We start from the raw sequence: 20654 nt of genomic DNA on the forward strand, positions 1-20654 counted from the left end.
TAACAATTATTTTCGTTTTTTGTTGTGCTATACTTTAAAGAAATGAACGATGGAGAATGAGACAGGAAGCGCCGGAGCCGGCTGCACGGATTGATTTTGAAGCGGTTGTGTGCTACTTTTTGTTGAGGGAATGATCAGAGTGGAGGAATTAGAAATGTCAATACAGGAAGAGGTCGGAAAGCGGCGGACGTTTGCGATAATATCGCACCCGGACGCCGGAAAGACGACGATGACCGAGAAAATGCTGCTGTTCGGAAACATGATCCGTTCCGCAGGTACTGTAAAAGGGAAGAAATCAGGAAAATTTGCGACATCCGACTGGATGGAAATAGAGAAACAGCGTGGAATCTCCGTGACCTCGAGTGTCATGAATTTCCCGTACCGGGGTTACCAGGTAAACATTCTCGACACTCCCGGCCACGAAGATTTCAGTGAAGACACCTACCGGACGCTGACGGCGGTGGACGCTGTCGTTATGATCATCGATGCGACGAAGGGAATCGAAGCTCAGACGCTGAAGCTGTTCAAAGTATGCCGGATGAGAGGTATTCCGATTTTTACATTCATGAACAAACTGGATCGCGAAGGACGGGAGCCGTTCGACCTTCTGGAGGAAATCGAGACGGAACTGGAAATCGAAACTTATCCGATGACGTGGCCCGTCGGGATGGGTAAGAGATTCGAAGGGGTGTTCGACCGTCACAACGAGCAGTTCGTCCGCTTTTCGGGAGACGAGCGGGAAGAGTACATCCCGTACAGCGAGCTCGATCAGCACCCGGAACTTACGGAAAATCCGACGTATAAGGAAGCGGAAGATGAGCTGTCTCTCGTTGATGAAGCAGGGGATACGTTTGAAATCGAGAAAGTTCTGAGAGGAGAACAGACCCCCGTGTTCTTCGGGAGCGCTCTTGCACCGTTCGGCGTGAAAACCTTCTTCGACACTTTCATCGATATGGCACCGGCTCCGACGCCGCGGAAGTCGACGAAGGGGCTGGTTTCTCCTGAGAACGAAGAATTCTCCGGATTCATTTTCAAAATCCAGGCCAATATGAACCCGAAACACCGCGACCGCGTCGCTTTCGTCCGGGTCTGTTCCGGCAAGTTCGAGCGGGGCATGAGCGTCACTCTCGGCCGGACCGGGAAAGCATTCAAACTGGCCCAGTCCCAGCAGTTTGTCGCTTCCTCCAGTAATACGGTGGAAGAAGGATACGCCGGGGACATCATCGGCATCTACGACCCGAACGTATACCGGATCGGGGATACACTGCTTACCGGGAAAGAGACGTTCGAATACGACGAACTTCCTCAGTTCCCGCCGGAGCAGTTCAAAAAAGTAACGGCCAAAAACGTCATGAAGTCGAAACAGTTCTACAAAGGAATCGAACAGCTCGTACAGGAAGGCGCCATTCAGCTATTCAAACGTCCGTACTTCGAAGACTATATCATTGGAGCGGTCGGGGAACTTCAGTTTGAAGTTTTTGAATACCGGATGAAGCATGAGTACAACGTCGATATTGAACTCACTCCTTACGGGGAGCGGATACCGCGCTGGCTGAAGGAAGACCAGGTGGACACTTCTCTCTTCGATGACAGGAACATGCTTGTCGAGGACCGGGAAGGCAACAAAGTCGCCCTGTTCAAAAACGACTTCTCGCTGCGCTGGTTCGTAGATAAGCACCCGGATATGGACCTTATCGACCTGTTTGAAGTCAATCAGTATACGCAGACGAACGAATAGACGGCCCTAAGGGTCGTCTGTTTTTTTGTGCCGGGATTCCGTGAGGGTTTTCGTTACGATGGGAGGGGATTTCCGCTTCCGAAGGTAACGATTAGCCCGGAATCGTGACGTTCGCGGGCAAAAGTTCAGGATGAAGGGAAGGATTCTCGTCTTTTCGTTACCTTCACCCGGCGATTCCTCCTCCGAAGGTAACGATTCGGCGTAAATCCCTTCATAAACAGGGCGCATCTTCTTCTTCCCGCCCTCCGGTAACGAATGTTTGTTCGCAGGAGGTTAGAATGATAAACTATTGTGGTAAACTATAGAGGAAAAGATAAGAACGGAGGTTTTTCTTCGTGGAACATACATTTGAACTGCATTCGGATTTTTCCCCGGAAGGTGATCAGCCAAAGGCGATCCAGGAACTGGTGGAAAGAATCAACAGTAATAAAAAACACCACACGCTCCTCGGTGCCACGGGTACCGGGAAGACGTTCACTATGTCAAACGTCATTCAGGAAGTGAAGAAACCGACTCTCATCATCGCCCACAACAAGACGTTGGCCGGGCAGCTCTACAGTGAGTTCAAGGAATTTTTTCCGAACAATGCTGTCGAGTACTTCGTCAGTTACTACGACTATTACCAGCCGGAAGCCTATGTTCCCCAGACCGACACCTTCATCGAAAAAGACGCGAACATCAATGATGAAATAGATAAACTCAGACACTCGGCGACGTCTGCCCTGTTCGAACGGGACGATGTCATTATCGTATCCAGTGTCTCCTGCATCTATGGTCTCGGTTCCCCGGAAGAGTACAAAAGTATGGTCCTCTCCCTCCGTATGGGAATGGAGAAAGACCGGGACGAACTGCTGCGGAATCTCGTCGACATCCAGTATGCGCGCAATGATATAGATTTTCAGCGCGGTACTTTTCGTGTGCGCGGAGATTCCGTTGAGATCATTCCGGCCTCTAGAGAGGAGCACGCGATCCGGATCGAGTTTTTCGGAGACGAGATCGACCGGATCCGGGAAGTCGACGTACTCACCGGTGACGTAATCGGTGACCGGGAACACGTCGCTATTTTCCCGGCATCGCACTTCGTAACGAGAGAAGAGAAGATGAAAAAGGCTATTGAAAATATAGAAAAAGAGCTGGAAGAACAGCTGAAGGTTTTCCGCGAAGAAGATAAGCTTCTTGAGGCGCAGCGTCTGGAGCAGCGGACGAATTACGACCTGGAGATGATGCGGGAGATGGGCTTCTGTTCGGGTATCGAGAACTACTCGAGACACCTGACGTTCCGGGAAAAAGGAGCGACTCCGTATACGCTGCTCGACTATTTTCCGGAGGATTCCCTCATTATGGTGGATGAGTCCCACGTGACCATCCCGCAGATACGCGGAATGTTCAACGGGGATAAAGCGAGAAAGCAGGTGCTCGTCGATCACGGGTTCCGTCTGCCGTCCGCGCTTGATAACCGCCCGCTTATGTTCGAGGAGTTCGAAAAACACGTAAACGAAATCACTTATCTTTCGGCTACGCCGGGACCATATGAAATGGAACATACGGATAAAGTCACTGAACAGATCATCCGTCCTACCGGCCTGCTCGATCCGAAAATCGAAGTGCGGCCGATCCACGGACAGATCGACGATTTGATCGGAGAAGTTTACAAGCGGCAGGATAAAAACGAGCGGGTCCTCGTCACGACGCTTACGAAGAAAATGTCGGAGGATCTGACCGCTTATCTTAAGGAAATCGGTATTAAAGTGGCTTATCTGCACTCGGAGATCAAGACGCTTGAGCGTATCGAAATCATCCGCGATCTGCGGCTCGGGAAATACGATGTTCTCGTAGGGATCAACCTGCTGCGGGAAGGGATCGACATACCCGAAGTCTCGCTCGTGACCATCCTTGATGCCGATAAAGAAGGCTTCCTCCGTTCTCAGCGCTCGCTCATCCAAACGATAGGACGGGCTGCGAGGAACGACGATGGTACCGTTATTATGTATGCGGACAAAATCACCGATTCCATGCGGATTGCCATGGACGAAACGGAGCGGCGACGTGAAAGACAGATCGCTTACAACGAAGAACACGGCATCACACCGACGACGATCAACAAAGCGATCCGTGATGTCATTCAGGCTACAAGTGAAGCAGAGGAAGAAGAAAGTCCTCTGTTCGATAAGAAACCGTCCGAAATGACGAAGCAGGAACGCCAGGAATTCATCGACAACATGGAAACAGAAATGAAGCAGGCAGCAAGGGACCTCGATTTCGAACGGGCCGCCGAGCTGCGGGATATACTGCTTGAACTAAAAGCGGGAGGATGACTTGTACATGCCAAGCAAATATATAAGCATCAAAGGAGCAAGAGCCCACAACTTAAAAGGCGTGGATATCGACATTCCGAAGAACAAAATGGTAGTGATGACGGGACTGTCCGGCTCCGGTAAATCGTCTCTCGCGTTCGAAACGATCTATGCGGAAGGGCAGCGGCGCTACGTGGAATCGTTGAGCGCTTATGCGAGACAGTTTCTCGGTCAGATGGACAAGCCGGATGTGGACTCGATCGAAGGACTGTCCCCGGCGATTTCCATCGACCAGAAAACGACGAGTAAAAACCCGCGGTCCACGGTCGGAACAGTGACGGAGATTTATGACTATCTCCGCCTGCTTTACGCCCGTATCGGCCGACCGGTGTGTCCGAACCACGGCATAGAGATCGATTCCCAGACGATCCAGCAGATGGTCGATCAGCTCACCTCCTACGAGGAGCGGACGAAGATGCAACTGCTCGCGCCGATTGTATCGGGACGCAAGGGAGAGCATAAGAAGACGCTCGAGCGACTGCGTAAGGAAGGTTACGTACGTCTCCGGATCGACGGGGAAATGAGAGAGGTCTCCGAAGATATCGAACTTGAAAAGAACAAAAAACATTCCATCGATGTTGTAGTAGACCGTGTAGTCGTAAAAGAAGGAGCGGAAGGACGGATCGCCGACTCCCTGGAAACGGCACTTGAACTCGGGGGCGGACACGTCACCGTCGACGTAGTCGGTCAGGAAGAAGTGAGTTTCAGTGAGCACCATGCCTGTCCAATCTGCGGATTCTCCGTAAGTGAACTGGAACCGCGGAAATTTTCCTTCAACAGTCCGTTTGGGGCCTGTGACCGATGTGACGGGCTCGGCGTGCAGCTTGAAGTGGATATAGATCTCGTCATCCCGAACTGGGACCTTTCCCTGAATGAGGGTGCGATTGCCGCCTGGCAGCCGACGAGCTCCCAGTACTATCCGCAGCTGCTGAAAAGCGTATGCGCCCACTACGGAATCGATATGGATATACCGGTGAAAGATATTCCGAAACAGCAGCTGGAGCGTCTTCTTTACGGAAGCGGGGAAGAGACGGTACACTTCCGCTACGAGAACGACTTCGGAAAAGTGCGGGATAACGATATATACTATGAAGGCGTCATTCCGAACGTTTCGCGCCGTTACCGGGAGACTTCATCCGACTTCATCCGTGAACAGATGGAAGAGTATATGGCGCAGAAACCGTGCCCGAAATGTAACGGATACCGTCTCGGCAGGGAAGCTCTTTCCGTTAAAGTGAACGGCAAACATATCGGTCAGGTGACGGATTTCTCCGTAACGGAAGCGAACAGTTTCTTTGCGGATGTGCCGCTCACCGAGAAAGAAAGAACGATTGCCACCATGATTTTGAAAGAGATCAGTGAACGGTTGAGCTTCCTTGCAAACGTAGGTCTCGATTACCTGACACTGTCCCGCTCTGCCGGTACGCTTTCGGGCGGAGAAGCTCAGCGGATACGACTTGCCACCCAGATTGGATCGGCACTGACGGGCGTACTGTACGTTCTCGATGAACCGTCCATCGGTCTGCATCAGCGGGACAACAACCGTCTGATCCAGACGCTGAAGCGTATGCGTGACCTCGATAACACGCTCATAGTGGTCGAGCACGACGAAGACACGATGCTCGAAGCAGACTACATCGTCGACATCGGGCCCGGAGCCGGAGAGAACGGCGGCCAGATTGTCGCCATGGGTACTCCGAAACAGGTGATGAAGAGCAAGAAGTCGCTGACCGGGCAGTACCTTGCCGGGAATCGGTTCATCCCTCTCCCGCTGAAACGGAGAAAACCGGACGGCCGGACCCTCAAAGTGAAAGAGGCGGAGGAAAACAACCTGAAAAAAGTGGACGCCGAAGTGCCGCTCGGGGTTTTCACCGCAGTGACGGGCGTATCCGGTTCCGGAAAAAGTACGCTCATCAATGAAATACTGTACAAGTCGCTGTCCATGAAGCTTCATAACGGAAAACAGAAGCCCGGGGCGCACGGAGCGATAGAAGGAATCGATCAGCTGGAGAAAGTGATCGAGATCAATCAGGCGCCGATCGGCCGGACGCCGAGATCCAACCCTGCGACTTATACGGGAGTCTTCGATAATATCCGTGATATTTTCGCAGATACGAACGAAGCGAAAATCCGCGGCTATAAAAAAGGAAGGTTCAGTTTCAACGTAAAAGGTGGCCGCTGTGAAGCCTGTCGCGGAGATGGTATCATCAAAATCGAAATGCATTTCCTTCCGGACGTATACGTCCCGTGTGAAGTGTGCGACGGAAAACGTTATAATAGAGAGACACTGGAAGTGAAATACAAGGGTAAAAATATAGCGGATGTGTTGGAGATGACGATCAGTGAAGCGCTCGACTTCTTCTCCAATCTTCCGAAAATCAAGCGGAAACTGCAGACAGTGGAAGACGTGGGACTCGGGTACGTAAGGCTCGGGCAGCCCGCAACTACTCTCTCCGGTGGGGAAGCCCAGCGCGTGAAGCTGGCGAGTGAACTGCACCGCCGTTCCACCGGGAAGTCGTTCTACATTCTGGACGAGCCGACGACCGGTCTGCACGTCGATGACATTTCAAGACTTCTGCAGGTGATCCAGCGGCTCGTAGACAATGGTGATTCGGTAGTGATCATCGAGCATAATCTCGATGTGATCAAGGAAGCGGATCACATCATCGATCTTGGCCCGGAAGGCGGAGACGGAGGCGGGAAAATCATCGCCACCGGTACGCCGGAAGCGGTGGCGGAAGAATCCGCATCCTACACGGGTAAGTTTTTGAAACCGATCCTTGAAAGAGATCGTAAACGCATGGAAGAACGTATGCAAGAGGGAGGCTGACGACATGGAACCGATTGTAAAAGAAGAAGCACAGAAAGAAATTGACAAATTCGCCGGTACGCCGGTGTATGTACATCTGGAAACGACGAACGGGGCGTATGCGAGTCACTTCAATGCCCAGGCACACAACGTCGGTGCATTCATCCGCAATGCGAACGTTACGTATGAACACGGAAAAATAATCAGCACCGGCGGCGGCTACCGCGTCGGTCTGAAGCTTGAACTCGGCTGGGTATATGCCGAAGGACTCACGGATTACGAGGTAGATGAACAGAACCGTCTGCTGATGGCCGGACATGACGAACAGGGGCGACTCATGGTAGCCCTTGAAATCAGCGAAACGCCGTTTGCCCACGAGGCCGATTATCATGAGTAAACGGGTCATCGTCATTTTTCCTCACCCCGATGATGAAACGTTCGGTGCCGGCGGGACGATAGCCTCTCTTGTGGAAGAAGGGGCGCACGTCACTTACTGGTGCGGAACGCTCGGGGAGATGGGACGTAACATGGGGAACCCGGTGTTCGCCAATCGTGAAACGTTGTCCATCCACAGGAAGAGGGAGCTCGAGGAAGCGGTATCGGTGCTTGGCATTGACGTCGTCCACCTCGGCTACAGAGATAAAACGATCGAATTTGAACCGCTGGAAGAAATGGTGACACACCTCCGGACGAAACTTGAAGAAGAGAAGCCGGACCTCGTTCTGACCCATTATCCGGGATATGCGGTCCATCCGGATCACGATGCTCTCGGACGGGCGGCGGTGGAAGCGGTGAAAGAAATGGAAGAGCCGCCGGAGCTCTGGCTGCACGCCATCTCGAACGATTCGGAGAAAGACCTCGGGGAACCGGCTATCGCCCGGGACATCAGCAACTACTGGGACACGAAATGGAAAGCGATCCGTACGCACCTTTCCCAGGCGGACGGTATGGTCGATCTGTTGAACAGGGAAGACCAGCTCGAACGGATGAAAACAGAACGTTTTTACACGGGAGATCAGCTCCGGTGATACCTGGTGCCGAAAAGGAGGAGTAGAGATGTCAGAAGAACGGATGAAAATACTTAAGATGATCGAACAGGGAGACATCAGTGCGGAGGAAGGAGCCAGACTTCTGGAATCCGTGAACGAGCCTGATAAAACCTACACGTGGAAAAGTTTTCTCGGCGATGCCGTGGACCGTGTCAAAAAGGGCGATTTCGATTTAAGCTTCGGCAATACGATCGATTTCGGGGAAGTGACGGAAGTGGACGCCACCTCGTTTGAGGATATGGACATTCATATCAACAACGGTTCCGTCCGGATCCTCACGCACGAAAAAGATACAGTGAAAGCGGAATATGAAGTGAAGATGTATCAGAGTTCTTCCGAAGAAGAGGCGAAGCAGCGTTTCCGGGAGGAAGTGCGTCTGGACACGTCCGCCGATCTGCTCAGACTGTCGAGCCCTTCGAACAAGATCAAAGTATCCGCGACGTTGTATGTCCCGGACCGTGCTTACGCTTTCGTGAAGACGAAGGTATTCAATGGCCGGGTCGATCTTTCGGCTCTGCGTGCGGAACAGGTGGAGACGAAAACGACCAACGGAGCTGTTACGCTGTCGGAAGTCCACGGAGAGAAAGCCAACGTGGAGACAGGCAACGGAAGCGTTGACTTTCAGAACTGTTCCTTCTCCCGGTGTGATGCCAGAACAATCAACGGCAAAGTAGCCGCGAGCGGTTCTTTCGTCAAACTCGATCTGTCGACGGTCTCGGGAGGAATCAATGTATCCGGGCAGGACCACCGTGCCGAACGCGGATTTTTCAAAACGTCCACCGGCTCCATCAACGTTCAGCTTCCGGAAGAGAAACGTATCGAAGGAAATCTTGCTTCGGCTTTCGGGAAACTGAGCTGCAAACTGGACAACTACAAACTGCTTTCCGATAAGAACGACTGGCTGACGAAAGAACTTAAATTCACGGCCAGGGAAGATTATGAAACGGTGTACTACGTGGACGCCGACGCCAAGTCCGGCTCCGTAACCGTATACTAGAAAGAGAGGGGGACAGATGATGAAGAATGCGCTGCTGCACGTAATCGTTAACGCAGTCGCTCTGCTCGTTGTGAGTGTGCTGTTTGATTCGATTCAGGTCGATGGATTTACGGGAGCCCTGTTCGCGGCTCTTATCCTTTCGATTCTGAACGCCATCATCCGGCCGATACTCGTCGTGCTGACGCTGCCGATTACCGTGCTTTCTCTCGGTGTCTTCCTGTTCGTCATCAACGCTATTACGCTCATGCTCACAGACGCCCTTCTCGGAGGACTGTTCGAGATCGGAAGTTTCGGCGTCGCCATTCTGGCAGCCGTCCTTATCTCCATTGTGAACCTGGTGCTTAATAAATTGATACAGGATCTGTAATGATAAGCCTTCTCCGCGCGCAGCGGAGGAGGTTTTTTTAGTGCGGAGAGAGTTTCGTGACGTTCAGGCTGACAGTCCGTGTCTGAAGGTAACGAAAAAGCGGAAATCGTGCCCTTCAGCAGGAAAATGCACGGCCGAAGGGAACGATAACGCCGGAAAGGTTACATTCAACCGGAATACAGAGCGGTGAAGGTAACGAAAAGGAGGCGGACCCGTTCACGAAAAGTACAAACCGGCCGATGAACATCATCTTCCGCTTTTCTGCCCAGTCATGCTACAATGAAAAGCAGCGATAATTGATTTAGGGGGCGATAGCGTGGCGAAAGTAATAACCCAGGAGCTGCTGGACAGATTTGAATTAGAGTTACTGACCGGGGACTCGGGAGTACACAGGGAAATACATACGAGCGATATTTCAAGACCTGGCGTGGAGATGACAGGATATTTTAAATTTTATCCGAAAGAACGTCTGCAGGTACTCGGAAAAACGGAAGTTTCCTATTTGAACGAGCTCACGCAGGAACAGCTGCGGGAACGGATGGATAATCTTTGTACCGATGTAACACCGGGCATCGTCGTTACGCGCGGACTCGACGTCCCGCAGGAACTCGTGGATGCTGCCGAAGCAGGCGGAGTGCCCTTGATGAGCTCTCCTTACAAAACGACGCGGGTCATAAGCAGGCTGACGAATTTTCTGGAGACGAAGTTCGCTCCGTTTACGGCTATCCACGGCGTGCTCGTCGATCTGTACGGAATCGGCGTGCTGATTACAGGGAACAGCGGAGTCGGGAAGAGTGAAACCGCTCTTGAACTCGTCAAGCGCGGCCACCGGCTTGTAGCGGACGACAGCGTGGAGATCAGACAGGAAGATTACGATACGCTGATCGGGAACAGTCCGCCTCTCATCGAACATCTGCTTGAAATACGCGGCCTTGGAATCATCAACGTGATGACTCTGTTCGGGGCGGGTTCGGTACGGAGTCACAAGCGTATTACGATGGTCATCAACCTGGAACTGTGGAATGAAGAGAAACAGTATGACCGCGTCGGACTCGATGAGGAAACGATGCGCATCATGGATGTTGAACTTCCGAAGTCGACGATTCCTGTCCGCCCGGGACGTAATCTGGCCGTCATCATCGAAGTGGCCGCCATGAACCTCCGGCTGAAGCGCATGGGAATCAACGCTGCGGAGGAATTTTCCGAGCGGCTTACAAACGTTATAGAAACCGGGGAAGATCAGCCGCCTTCCCCCGAAGACCGTTCCGAAGATTAAGGAGGAAGAAGTATGACGTGTACGACAGACCCTCTCGACCCCATATTTCTGGAGCTGGGAGTTCTCAACATTTACTGGTACGGGCTGATTATAGCGACCGGGGCCCTGCTTGGACTGTGGCTTGCGACTTATGAATCGGAACGGCTCGGTCTGAAAAAAGATTACATGGTGGATCTTTTGATTTATGCGATTCCGATTGCGATTCTCTCCGCCCGTATTTATTACGTTATTTTTGAGTGGGACCGATATGCCGGCCAGCCGTTCTGGAAAGTCTTTGCTGTCTGGGAAGGCGGCATCGCCATTCACGGAGCGCTGATCGGATCGGTGCTGACGGCCATCGTGTATACGAAAGTGCGTAAATTATCGTTCTGGATGATGGCGGATATCGCCGCACCGAGTCTGATACTCGGTCAGGCCATCGGCCGGTGGGGGAACTTCATGAACCAGGAAGCGCACGGCGGCCCGGTTTCCGAAAGTTTTTATCAGAACGTGATGCAATATCTTCCCGGTTTCATCAACCAGCAGATGTGCATCGACGGCACATTGTACCACCCGACATTTTTGTATGAATCCTTATGGAATATTACGGGTTTCGTACTGCTTCTCCTTCTCGCAAGGAAAGTGAACCCCCGCCGCGGAGAAGTATTCTTAAGTTACGTCATCTGGTATTCGTTCGGCCGCTTCTTCATTGAAGCGATGCGGACGGACAGTCTGTATATCGTCGGCCAGCTGCGCACGGCCCAGGTCATCTCCATCGTCCTGATCGTCGGTGCGGTACTGTTGATCTGGTACAGACGCAGAACGAAACAGGCGGACCGGCATTATAACGGAAAAAAAGTGAGACAGTGAGGCGATAATGATGCAGGAAATTTTTAAAAGGGGGCTGAAACAGGGCCTCGTTCTGACGTGGGCCCTCGGGAAGATCATCTTCCCGATTACCCTCCTCATGACTATTGTGCAGTATACGCCCGTGTTCCCGTGGCTCATGGATAAAATAGCACCGCTCCTCAGCGCGATCGGGCTTTCGGCGGAAGCTGCCGTGCCGCTTGTCATCGGTAATTTCCTGAATTTATACGCGGGGATAGCAGCGATCATTTCTTTCGAATTTACGGTGAAAGAAGTATTCATCATGGCGATTATGCTGTCGTTTTCGCATAATCTGATTCTGGAGTCGGCCGTCGCCAAAAAAGTGGGAGTGAGCTGGTGGTTCGTAGTCGGCCTGCGGGTCGGGCTTGCTCTGTTCTCCGCCTGGATTATAAACGTTTTCTGGCAGGGGGGAGCGCAACTGGCTTCTTACGGATTCGCAACTTCCGGAGGGACGGACCCGTCCGGGGCTCTTGAGATCGCCTGGCACGGAGTGACGACTGCAGTAATGGGGATCGTTCAGCTGGCGCTGATCGTTCTGCCGCTGATGATCGTGATGCAGTACTTGCGCGAACTCGGCTGGATCGGCACGTTCTCCTCCTGGATGGCCCCATTCATGAAAGTGCTCGGTATGAAACCGAACACGTCCACAACGGTTACGGCAGGACTTACGATCGGTCTTGCGTATGGAGCGGGCGTAATGATCCAGGCGGTGAAAGAAGACGGAGTTTCCAAAAAAGACATGTACCTCACAATGATCTTTCTCGTCTCCTGTCACGCCGTAGTGGAAGATACCCTTGTATTCATTCCGCTCGGCATTCCCGTATGGCCGCTGCTGGCTATACGTCTGGCGACAGCCATCATACTTACGGCGGCTGTCGGACTGGTGTGGAACTGGAAACTGGATAAGAAAGAGGCCACACCTCATTCCTATCAGGGAGGGTAAGCTATGCGCCGTACAGACAGATATGTGGTAACCGGAGCGAATTCGCTGTGGCAGCTTTATCAGACCGTGCCTTTTTCGAAAGTTGCGCGAAATTTCATCGTACTGCAAATGGCCCGCTACACTCCTTTCATCCCCTGGAAAAACTGGATGTACCGCCGTTTTCTCGGGATGGAAGTGGGGAACAGGACGGCGTTTGCACTGAAGGCTATGCCGGATGTGATGTTTCCGGAAAAAATAACTCTCGGCGCAAACTCAATCGTCGGCTATAATACGACGATCCTTACGCATGAGTATTTGACGAAGGAGTACCGGCTCGGGGAAGTGGTCATCGGTTCGGATGTCATGATCGGGGCCAACTGTACGATACTCCCGGGAGTGGCCATCGGTGACGGAGCCGTAATCGGCGCCGGGTCGCTCGTTCATAAAGATGTGGCGCCCGGAAGCGTCATGGGCGGAAATCCTCTGAGACCGCTCGGGAAAGGAGAAGTTCATGATTGAACAACAGGTACTGCCGGCAGTACGCCGCATGAAGGATTTTGAAACTCTGCTCGAATCGGATACGGAATACATGGTATTTCTGGAGACGAGAATCGGGCTGTTGAAAAGTATGGTCCGGGAAGCGAAGAAAAAGGGTAAAACCGTATTTATCCATGCCGATCTCGTTCAGGGACTGAAGACGGACGAATACGGAATGGAGTACCTGGGCCGGGAAATCCGCCCGGACGGAATCATTTCCACAAGATCCGGTGTCATCCAGCAGGCGAAACGGTATGGGATTACGTCGGTGCAGCGGCTGTTTCTGATTGACAGCCAGGCCCTCGTCCAGAATAAAAGACAGGTGCTGAAGACGGACCCTGACTACATCGAGCTCCTCCCGGGCATCCTCCCGGGGATGATCGCCGAAATAAAGCAGGAGCTTGAGATTCCCATCATTGCAGGGGGACTTATACGTACGGCGGGGGAAGTGGATGAAGCACTGAGCGCAGGAGCCGTCTCGGTCTCAACCTCCCAGCCTGAACTCTGGCGTTTTGCATAACGGTTGCTTTTTCGGAGAAACATCTGCTACAATGAACGTAAGTTAATAAATGGTCGGAGTGCAGGAGAGACCGCAGAACTTTACGCCCGGCGTAAAGTTGTCTGTGGTCTCTTTTTTTGTGGGGAGAAAAAATTCCTTTTCTGCTCCTCTGCATAACTTCCGGTTTATTAGGGAATACACGTATCAGACAATGATAGCGAAGGAAAGGGGTATAATTACATGAGTTTTTCCAGTTATGAACGTAAAGAACAGTTCCGTAAACTTACAGAAGAACAGTGGGATGTATTAGTGATCGGAGGAGGTATCACCGGAGCCGGTATCGCTCTTGATGCTTCGAGCCGCGGTATGAACACGGCTCTGGTTGAAATGCAGGATTATGCAGCGGGTACATCTTCCCGTTCAACGAAACTTGTCCACGGGGGACTGCGTTACCTGAAGCAGTTCGAAGTGAAAATGGTGGCGGAAGTAGGGAAAGAACGTGAAATCGTTTATGAAAACGGCCCTCACGTGACAACTCCCGAGTGGATGATGCTTCCATTTTACAAAGAAGGTAACTTCGGTCCGTATTCCACGAACCTTGGACTGATGGTCTATGATTTTCTTGCAGGCGTGAAAAAGGCGGAGCGCCGCCGCATGTTCTCTCCTGAAGAAGCGATGGAGAGAGAACCGCTTGTAAACGGTGAGAACCTGAAAGGTGCAGGTTTCTACGTCGAATATAAGACGGACGATGCCCGTCTGACGCTGGACGTTATGAAAAAAGCGGAAGAATTCGGAGCTACGGCTGCGAACTATGCGAAAGTGACCGATTTCATCTACGAAAACGGCAAAGTGACCGGAGCCGTCGTGGAAGATACGATCACCGGTGATACGTATCAGGTAAAAGCGAAGAAAATCATCAACGCCGGAGGCCCGTGGGTCGATACGCTGCGTGAAAAAGACGGATCGAAGAAAGGGAAATCGCTGAGACTGACGAAAGGGATCCACCTCGTTTTCGATCAGAGCACGTTCCCGCTCCACCAGGCGATTTATTTCGACAGCCCGGACGGCCGGATGATTTTCGCTATACCGCGGGACGGCAAAGCCTATATCGGAACGACCGATACAGTATACGAAGGGGATATCGCCCATCCGACGATGACGGTTGAGGACCGGGATTATCTTCTGCGGGCGCTGAAGAGCATGTTCCCTCACGTAAACGTAACAAAAGACGATGTGGAATCCAGCTGGGCCGGTCTTCGTCCACTGATTTATGAAGAAGGGAAAGACCCTTCCGAGATTTCAAGAAAAGACGAAATTTTCGTTTCCGATTCCGGACTTATTTCCATGGCCGGCGGTAAATTGACCGGATACCGTAAGATGGCGGAAGATGCCGTAGATCTTATCCGTGATCAGCTGGCGAAAGACTACGGTGTCTACTTCGGAGATACCGATACTGTCCACATTCCGGTTTCCGGCGGGGAAGTCGGAGGTTCTGAAGGTTTCGAGAAATTCCAATACGAAAAAGTGATCGAGGGTGTGAAACTCGGCCTTGAAAAAGAAGAAGCGGAGAGACTTGTAAGTTTCTACGGTGCCAACGTGGACAAACTTTACGCTCTATATGAAGAGAACAAAGTGAAAGCAGGAGAAGAGGAGATCGATCCGGTCGTATTCACTCAGCTTATCTACGCTCTGAAAGAAGAGCAGACGTACAAACCGGTGGATTTCTTCATCCGCCGTACCGGCGCCCTATTCTTCAACATCAACTTCGTGCGCGAGCACAAAGATAACGTAATCCGCTACATGGCGAAAGAACTTGAATGGACAGAGGAACAGACGAACGAATATAAAGAAGAACTGGAACAGCTGCTTATAGAAGCGGTGACGCCGGTGGAATATGCACGATAACAGGAATGAACCTGCAGGGATATTGTATCTTCTGCAGGTTTTTTTATGCCGGAAGAGTCTTAGCTTTTTGCCGGAATTTTCTCTATAATGAGAGAAGAAAGGGGATGAGGGAATGGATTCGGTGGAAAGTCTTATTAAAAAAGAGGGAAGAAATCAGTGTCTGAGCGGAATCGCTCTCATGCTGGCCGGAGCCGGTATACTCATGTTTTTTCTCATCGGTAAAGGAGGGACAGGGTTGATGTTGATCTACGGAATTCCCGCTCTCGGTGTCGGTCTTTATTTCTTTCAGGCCGGATGGAAGGATCTCACAAAAGTCGACGGGGCGGCTGAACTGAAGATGACGCGCGACCCCGTAGCATTCCCTGAAGTTCCGAGAACGATGTACCTCGGAACCGGGGCAGGCAGAGACGCCCGTTTTTTTGATATGGATGGAAACGCCATGGGGGACATTACGGACAAAAAGACATCGATGGGCCGGGTGGCTGAACTGCTGTTGCTGTCCCCGGCATCGGCCAATTTTCCTTTACCACGGGTGTACCAGGTGAAAGAAGAAGGGGAAGTCCTGTACGAACTGGAAAAGAAAGGGTTTTCCCTTCGTTCGAAAGCTTACGTTAAGGGACACGAAGATACATACGTCGGATTGATGAAAGCAAAGAAAGATAAAGAGAGTAAACAGATGGTGTTCTCCTATCAGAAGAAAGATGAAACACTCTACTACACCTCGGGAGATCCTTATATCGGAAAATATTACGTAAAAGACAGCCGGGACCGTACGCTTCTTACGCTGAAAAACGGGGCGATACCTGTAGGTGCTCCGGATAAACTGCAGCGGATGAACGGTTCTGTGATCGAATGGGAGACGACGGAAAACATTCCTTATACGCTGCTCTTATTCATTTTTTTCCTGTCGCACACGGAACAGTAACTATGGATTGACGCTATATCTTTATTTTGTTAGCATGTTAGCATACTAAAGGATGAACGGGAGGACGGGCACGATGACGAAGAAACTCATGTTTGAAAAACCCCTGGGAATGCGCGATACGCTTCCTTTTTTCCACAATAAAAAAGAACACGTCAGAAAAAATATGGCACAGGTCATCGAATCGCACGGTTATCAGTTCATGGATACACCTCTCGTGGAGTATCACGAAACTGTCGGGAAGATGAGCGCGACTCATGATACGCACCTGTTCAAGCTTCTGGATCAGCAGGGACATACGCTCGTACTGCGTCCGGATATGACGGCGCCGATTGCACGGGTAGCCGCATCCCAACTGAAAAAAGAAGGGTTTCCGCTCAGACTCGCCTACGACGGTTCCGTATTCCGTGCCCAGCAGTCGGAAGCGGGCAAACCCGCTCAGTTTGAACAGGTCGGGACAGAACTGATCGGCGATCATTCTTCGTACGGGGATGCCGAGGTGATTGCTCTTTTAATCGATTCCCTGAAACAGACGGGGCTCGAGGAATTCGTGATCACTGTCGGTCACATCGGTTACGTCCGTTCTCTTTTTGAAGAACTGCTTCCCGGGGATCAGGACGCGGTAGCTGCGCTGCTTTCCTATCTGCATCGTAAAAACTACGTCGGATACGAAAAATATGTCCGGTCGCTCGGAGTATCGCAGGAAGCGAAAGATAATCTGAACGCTCTGCTTCGACTCCGCGGCGGAGAGGGAGTGTTCGAAGAGGCCAGAGCCCTGTCTAAAGGCCAGGCGGGTCTGAAGGCGATGAACGACCTTAAACAGCTCTACCGGACGCTTCAGGAGTATGACGTGGCATCATTCGTACAGTTCGACCTGAATCTGATCAGTCACATGGATTACTACACGGGTATTCTGTTCGAAGGGTACGCTCCGAACGTCGGCGCTCTTCTCTGCAACGGCGGAAGATACGATACTCTGCTGCCGTCGTTTGAACTGAATGCTTCCGCGACCGGTTTCGCCGTACACGTGGAACGACTTGTCGAAGCGCTGGACGGGGCATCGGATACGAAGAAAGGCCCGCTATGCCTGCTTGTCGATGATGCTACATTCAAAGCAGGACTTCAGGAAGCGGCACGTCTGCGGCAACAGGGAGACCAGGTGGTTATCCAGCATATCGACCAGGTCGCGGATGTGGAGAAATTTTCTCTGAAATTCAAAACAGTGAGAGAAATGTATAAGGAAGGGGGCGACAGGTGATGACGAAACCGTTGACAATCGCTATGCCGAAAGGCCGCATATTCGAAGAGGCAGCCGGGCTGATGCAGCAGGCAGGGTATGATATAGGCGCCGGGGCGGAAGAATCAAGGAAACTGATTCTTGAATTTCCGGAGCAGAATATCAACGTAATGATGGCTAAACCGATGGACGTCGTAACTTACGTGGAGTACGGAGCGGCCGATATCGGAATCGCCGGCAAAGACGTTCTTCTTGAACAGGACCGGGACGTCTACGAAGTGCTTGATCTTAAAATAAGTCCCTGCTACATTGCGGTGGCCGGGCTGCCGGACCAGCCGCTCAGCCGGATTGCGCCGAAAATCGCCACGAAATATCCGAAAGTCGCATCCGACTATTACCGGGAGCAGGGGGAGCAGATCGAAATCATCCCTCTGAACGGATCGATCGAACTCGCACCCCTGATCGGTCTCAGCGACCGGATCGTCGACATCGTTTCCACCGGCCGCACCCTGAAGGAAAATGGGCTCGTGGAATATGAAAAAATCACCGAAATCACTTCCCGTCTTATCGTGAATCCGGTGAGCTACCGGACGAAAAGTGAGCGGATCGACCCGCTGATTGAGAAGATGGGCGAACAGGTAGGAGTGAATTCATGAGAAGACTGACGAGAGAAGACATCAAAAAATGGAAGACGTCGCGCCAGGAGGACACGTCGGACATCCAGGGGAAAGTCAATGACATCGTGAGTGGCGTACGCAGACGGGGGGATGCGGCTGTAAAGGAATACACGGAGAAATTCGACGGTATTTCCTTATCCGATTTCCGGGTGACGCGCGAGGAGATAAGTGACGCTTACGAATCGTTGAGCGGTAAATACCTGGACATTATTCAGGAAGCGGCCGGGAACATTCGCCGTTTTCATGAGAAACAGCTGCCTTCTTCGTGGTTTGATACATCCCAAGACGGTTCGATGCTTGGTCAGAAATACACCCCAATCGACAAAGCCGGTGTCTACGTGCCGGGAGGAACCGCAGCTTACCCGTCTTCGGTCATGATGAACATCATTCCGGCGCAGGTAGCCGGCGTGGAACGCATAGCCATGGTTACTCCGCCGGGGACGAACGGCCGGGTGCCGATCGGAGTACTTGCGACGGCCCAGATTCTCGGGGTAACAGAAATATACAAAATAGGGGGAGCACAGGCGATTGCCGCTCTTGCCTATGGTACAGAAACCATCCCTGCCGTGGATAAAATAACCGGACCAGGTAATATGTTCGTCGCCCTTGCCAAAAAGCAGGTGTTCGGAGATGTGGACATCGATATGATCGCCGGACCGAGCGAAATAGCCGTGCTCTGTGATCACACGGCCCGTGCAGGAGAAGTCGCGGCGGATCTGCTGTCGCAGGCGGAGCATGATGAAAGATCTTCTGCGGTATGCATCACTACGTCGCGTCAGCTGGCGGATGACCTGGACAGAGAAGTGAAAGAGCAGCTGAAACAGCTCCCGAGAAAGAATATCGCAGAAGCGAGCATCAACTTTTTTGGCGGCACAGTCGTCGTGGACACGATGACAGAGGCCGTGGACACGGTGAATGAGTTCGCTCCCGAGCATCTGGAAGTGATGACGGAGAACCCTTACGAACAGCTCGGCGCCATCAGGCATGCCGGGGCTATTTTCCTCGGTCCGTACAGTTCGGAACCTGTCGGCGACTATTTTGCAGGCCCCAACCATGTCCTGCCGACGAGCGGCACGGCCCGGTTCTCAAGTCCCTTGAACGTACATGACTTCATGAAGAAATCGAGTGTCATCTCCTACAGCGCAGCTGCGTGGCACAGGAATGTCGATAAAATTGCAAGTTTTGCCCGGCTCGAGGATCTCGAAGGGCACGCCCGGGCGGTGGAGAAAAGAAAGGAGCGGTTTGATGACTAGATCGGGGAGCGTAACGAGAAAGACGAGAGAGACGGAGATCGACCTGAAGCTTGAGGTGGACGGAGAGGGCGAAGCGGACCTGAACGTGCAGGTACCTTTTCTTTCCCATATGCTGGAGCTGTTCACGAAACACGGACTGTTCAATATGACACTCACCGGTAAGGGGGATGTGGAAGTGGATGATCATCACCTTACGGAAGATATAGGCATCTGCCTCGGCCAGGCACTGCATCAGGCTATCGGTGATAAGTACGGTATGAAGCGGTACGGATCGATGATGCTTCCGATGGACGAAGCACTCGTCACGGTAGCCGTCGATATGTCGGACCGGCCTCATCTCGAGTGGCATGCGGACATCCCTTCTCAGAAAATCGGGACGTTCGATACGGAAAATGTTCACGAATTTTTCTGGAAACTGGCTCTGGAAGCGAGAATGAACTTACACATCATCGTCCACCACGGTCATAATTCCCACCACATCGTCGAGGCTATGTTCAAGGCGCTCGGCCGGGCCCTCGACGAAGCGACCCGGGTCGACCCACGGGTCAAAGGAGTGCCGAGTACGAAAGGAAGTCTGTCATGATCGGAATCATCGATTACGGAATGGGAAATCTTTTCAGCGTATCAAAAGCATTGGAACGCCTGGATGTGGAGTACAGCATAGGAGACAGGCCGGAGCAGCTGGAGCATGCCGACGGTCTTATACTGCCGGGTGTCGGTGCTTTTCCGGATGCGATGAAAGCTCTCGGAGAGCACGGCTTCCGCCAGTTCATCTTAGAAAAGATCGATCGGGGCGTACCGTTTTACGGGATCTGTCTCGGTATGCAGCTGCTGTTCGAAAGCAGTGAAGAAGGCGGCTTTACGGAAGGACTGGGAGTTTTCGAAGGAACGATCAAGCGTTTCCGGGGTGTAACGGATGCAGGGATGAAGTATAAGGTTCCTCATATGGGGTGGAACCGGCTGACACTTCATCATCCCGGCCACTTTGTACTTGAAAACGTCGGGGAGGAATACGTCTATTTCGTTCACTCCTACGTAGTGGAGACGGAGGACGAAGACGTTCTGCTGGCAACCGCCGATTACCACCGGGAGGTCCCGGCCATCATCGGGCGCGGGAATGTCGTGGCCAGTCAGTTTCATCCGGAGAAAAGCGGCAGGGCCGGAATTCAGCTGCTTGATAACTTCTGCAGCAAAGTGGAGAACCGGCACGTCACCCGCAGGTAAGCAGTAATTATACAGGGAGAG

20 protein-coding genes are annotated in these 20654 nt (G+C 52.2%); all 20 read left to right on the top strand.

What is annotated here, in order from left to right; all coding sequences use genetic code 11:
- Positions 1-154: 154 nt before the first annotated feature.
- On the top strand, positions 155-1738 hold the full coding sequence (locus tag BLU03_RS08835) for a peptide chain release factor 3 (protein ID WP_093107270.1): 1584 nt from the start codon (positions 155-157) through the stop codon (positions 1736-1738).
- 335 nt (positions 1739-2073) lie between these two features.
- Positions 2074-4053, top strand: a complete 1980-nt coding sequence (gene uvrB / locus BLU03_RS08845; RefSeq protein ID WP_093107274.1) for an excinuclease ABC subunit UvrB — start codon at positions 2074-2076, stop codon at positions 4051-4053.
- 7 nt (positions 4054-4060) lie between these two features.
- Positions 4061-6922 carry an excinuclease ABC subunit UvrA gene (gene uvrA, locus BLU03_RS08850; protein ID WP_093107276.1) on the top strand — a complete coding sequence of 954 codons (2862 nt, stop codon included), beginning with the start codon at positions 4061-4063 and terminating at the stop codon, positions 6920-6922.
- A 4-nt stretch (positions 6923-6926) separates the two neighbouring features.
- Positions 6927-7298, top strand: coding sequence for a YojF family protein (locus BLU03_RS08855; protein ID WP_076570880.1), 372 nt, complete (start codon positions 6927-6929; stop codon positions 7296-7298).
- Positions 7291-7929 carry a bacillithiol biosynthesis deacetylase BshB2 gene (bshB2, locus tag BLU03_RS08860; protein ID WP_008587073.1) on the top strand — a complete coding sequence of 213 codons (639 nt, stop codon included), beginning with the start codon at positions 7291-7293 and terminating at the stop codon, positions 7927-7929. The genes BLU03_RS08855 and bshB2 overlap by 8 nt, the downstream gene beginning before the upstream one ends.
- Before the next feature lie 28 nt (positions 7930-7957).
- Positions 7958-8947, top strand: a complete 990-nt coding sequence (locus tag BLU03_RS08865) for a DUF4097 family beta strand repeat-containing protein (protein ID WP_093107278.1) — start codon at positions 7958-7960, stop codon at positions 8945-8947.
- Positions 8948-8966: 19 nt separating this feature from the next.
- A complete protein-coding gene (locus BLU03_RS08870) occupies positions 8967-9314 on the top strand; it encodes a phage holin family protein (protein WP_093107280.1) in 348 nt (115 codons plus the stop codon).
- A 40-nt stretch (positions 9315-9354) separates the two neighbouring features.
- Positions 9355-9504, top strand: a complete 150-nt coding sequence (locus tag BLU03_RS13695; protein ID WP_159435673.1) for a hypothetical protein — start codon at positions 9355-9357, stop codon at positions 9502-9504.
- Between the two features lie 126 nt (positions 9505-9630).
- Positions 9631-10590, top strand: coding sequence for an HPr(Ser) kinase/phosphatase (gene hprK, locus BLU03_RS08875; protein WP_093107282.1), 960 nt, complete (start codon positions 9631-9633; stop codon positions 10588-10590).
- A gap of 12 nt (positions 10591-10602) precedes the next feature.
- Positions 10603-11439 carry a prolipoprotein diacylglyceryl transferase gene (lgt, locus tag BLU03_RS08880; RefSeq protein WP_008587081.1) on the top strand — a complete coding sequence of 279 codons (837 nt, stop codon included), beginning with the start codon at positions 10603-10605 and terminating at the stop codon, positions 11437-11439.
- Between the two features lie 10 nt (positions 11440-11449).
- Positions 11450-12400 (top strand): nucleoside recognition domain-containing protein, encoded by a 951-nt coding sequence (locus BLU03_RS08885; RefSeq protein ID WP_093107284.1) that lies wholly within the window; start codon positions 11450-11452, stop codon positions 12398-12400.
- Positions 12401-12403: 3 nt separating this feature from the next.
- Positions 12404-12898, top strand: coding sequence for an acyltransferase (locus tag BLU03_RS08890; protein WP_076570887.1), 495 nt, complete (start codon positions 12404-12406; stop codon positions 12896-12898).
- Entirely contained in the window at positions 12891-13436 is a 546-nt protein-coding gene (locus BLU03_RS08895; RefSeq protein ID WP_008587087.1) for a glycerol-3-phosphate responsive antiterminator, read from the top strand. The genes BLU03_RS08890 and BLU03_RS08895 overlap by 8 nt, the downstream gene beginning before the upstream one ends.
- A gap of 219 nt (positions 13437-13655) precedes the next feature.
- On the top strand, positions 13656-15320 hold the full coding sequence (locus BLU03_RS08900; RefSeq protein ID WP_093107286.1) for a glycerol-3-phosphate dehydrogenase/oxidase: 1665 nt from the start codon (positions 13656-13658) through the stop codon (positions 15318-15320).
- A gap of 112 nt (positions 15321-15432) precedes the next feature.
- Positions 15433-16245 carry a hypothetical protein gene (locus BLU03_RS08905; RefSeq protein ID WP_008587091.1) on the top strand — a complete coding sequence of 271 codons (813 nt, stop codon included), beginning with the start codon at positions 15433-15435 and terminating at the stop codon, positions 16243-16245.
- 73 nt (positions 16246-16318) lie between these two features.
- A complete protein-coding gene (locus tag BLU03_RS08910) occupies positions 16319-17500 on the top strand; it encodes an ATP phosphoribosyltransferase regulatory subunit (RefSeq protein WP_076570893.1) in 1182 nt (393 codons plus the stop codon).
- The gene (hisG, locus tag BLU03_RS08915) at positions 17500-18135 is read left to right on the top strand and encodes an ATP phosphoribosyltransferase (RefSeq protein WP_008587095.1); all 636 of its coding nucleotides are present in this window, start codon (positions 17500-17502) and stop codon (positions 18133-18135) included. Before BLU03_RS08910 ends, hisG begins: the two co-directional genes overlap by 1 nt.
- Positions 18132-19409, top strand: coding sequence for a histidinol dehydrogenase (gene hisD, locus BLU03_RS08920; protein WP_008587097.1), 1278 nt, complete (start codon positions 18132-18134; stop codon positions 19407-19409). Before hisG ends, hisD begins: the two co-directional genes overlap by 4 nt.
- Positions 19402-19992, top strand: a complete 591-nt coding sequence (gene hisB / locus BLU03_RS08925) for an imidazoleglycerol-phosphate dehydratase HisB (protein WP_076570895.1) — start codon at positions 19402-19404, stop codon at positions 19990-19992. The genes hisD and hisB overlap by 8 nt, the downstream gene beginning before the upstream one ends.
- The gene (gene hisH / locus BLU03_RS08930; RefSeq protein ID WP_008587101.1) at positions 19989-20633 is read left to right on the top strand and encodes an imidazole glycerol phosphate synthase subunit HisH; all 645 of its coding nucleotides are present in this window, start codon (positions 19989-19991) and stop codon (positions 20631-20633) included. Before hisB ends, hisH begins: the two co-directional genes overlap by 4 nt.
- The last annotated feature ends 21 nt before the right edge of the window (positions 20634-20654 follow it).

This window comes from Salimicrobium album, from assembly GCF_900107115.1.
GTDB lineage: Bacteria > Bacillota > Bacilli > Bacillales > Halobacillaceae > Salimicrobium > Salimicrobium album.

Bases quoted from the DNA above. Each gene is read 5' to 3' on its own strand.
- BLU03_RS08835 (WP_093107270.1), top strand. From the start codon at position 155: ATGTCAATACAGGAAGAGGTCGGAAAGCGGCGGACGTTTGCGATAATA.
- uvrA (WP_093107276.1), top strand. From the start codon at position 4,061: ATGCCAAGCAAATATATAAGCATCAAAGGAGCAAGAGCCCACAACTTA.
- BLU03_RS08855 (WP_076570880.1), top strand. From the start codon at position 6,927: ATGGAACCGATTGTAAAAGAAGAAGCACAGAAAGAAATTGACAAATTC.
- bshB2 (WP_008587073.1), top strand. From the start codon at position 7,291: ATGAGTAAACGGGTCATCGTCATTTTTCCTCACCCCGATGATGAAACG.
- BLU03_RS08865 (WP_093107278.1), top strand. From the start codon at position 7,958: ATGTCAGAAGAACGGATGAAAATACTTAAGATGATCGAACAGGGAGAC.
- BLU03_RS08870 (WP_093107280.1), top strand. From the start codon at position 8,967: ATGAAGAATGCGCTGCTGCACGTAATCGTTAACGCAGTCGCTCTGCTC.
- lgt (WP_008587081.1), top strand. From the start codon at position 10,603: ATGACGTGTACGACAGACCCTCTCGACCCCATATTTCTGGAGCTGGGA.
- BLU03_RS08885 (WP_093107284.1), top strand. From the start codon at position 11,450: ATGCAGGAAATTTTTAAAAGGGGGCTGAAACAGGGCCTCGTTCTGACG.
- BLU03_RS08890 (WP_076570887.1), top strand. From the start codon at position 12,404: ATGCGCCGTACAGACAGATATGTGGTAACCGGAGCGAATTCGCTGTGG.
- BLU03_RS08895 (WP_008587087.1), top strand. From the start codon at position 12,891: ATGATTGAACAACAGGTACTGCCGGCAGTACGCCGCATGAAGGATTTT.
- BLU03_RS08900 (WP_093107286.1), top strand. From the start codon at position 13,656: ATGAGTTTTTCCAGTTATGAACGTAAAGAACAGTTCCGTAAACTTACA.
- BLU03_RS08905 (WP_008587091.1), top strand. From the start codon at position 15,433: ATGGATTCGGTGGAAAGTCTTATTAAAAAAGAGGGAAGAAATCAGTGT.
- BLU03_RS08910 (WP_076570893.1), top strand. From the start codon at position 16,319: ATGACGAAGAAACTCATGTTTGAAAAACCCCTGGGAATGCGCGATACG.
- hisG (WP_008587095.1), top strand. From the start codon at position 17,500: ATGACGAAACCGTTGACAATCGCTATGCCGAAAGGCCGCATATTCGAA.
- hisD (WP_008587097.1), top strand. From the start codon at position 18,132: ATGAGAAGACTGACGAGAGAAGACATCAAAAAATGGAAGACGTCGCGC.
- hisB (WP_076570895.1), top strand. From the start codon at position 19,402: ATGACTAGATCGGGGAGCGTAACGAGAAAGACGAGAGAGACGGAGATC.
- hisH (WP_008587101.1), top strand. From the start codon at position 19,989: ATGATCGGAATCATCGATTACGGAATGGGAAATCTTTTCAGCGTATCA.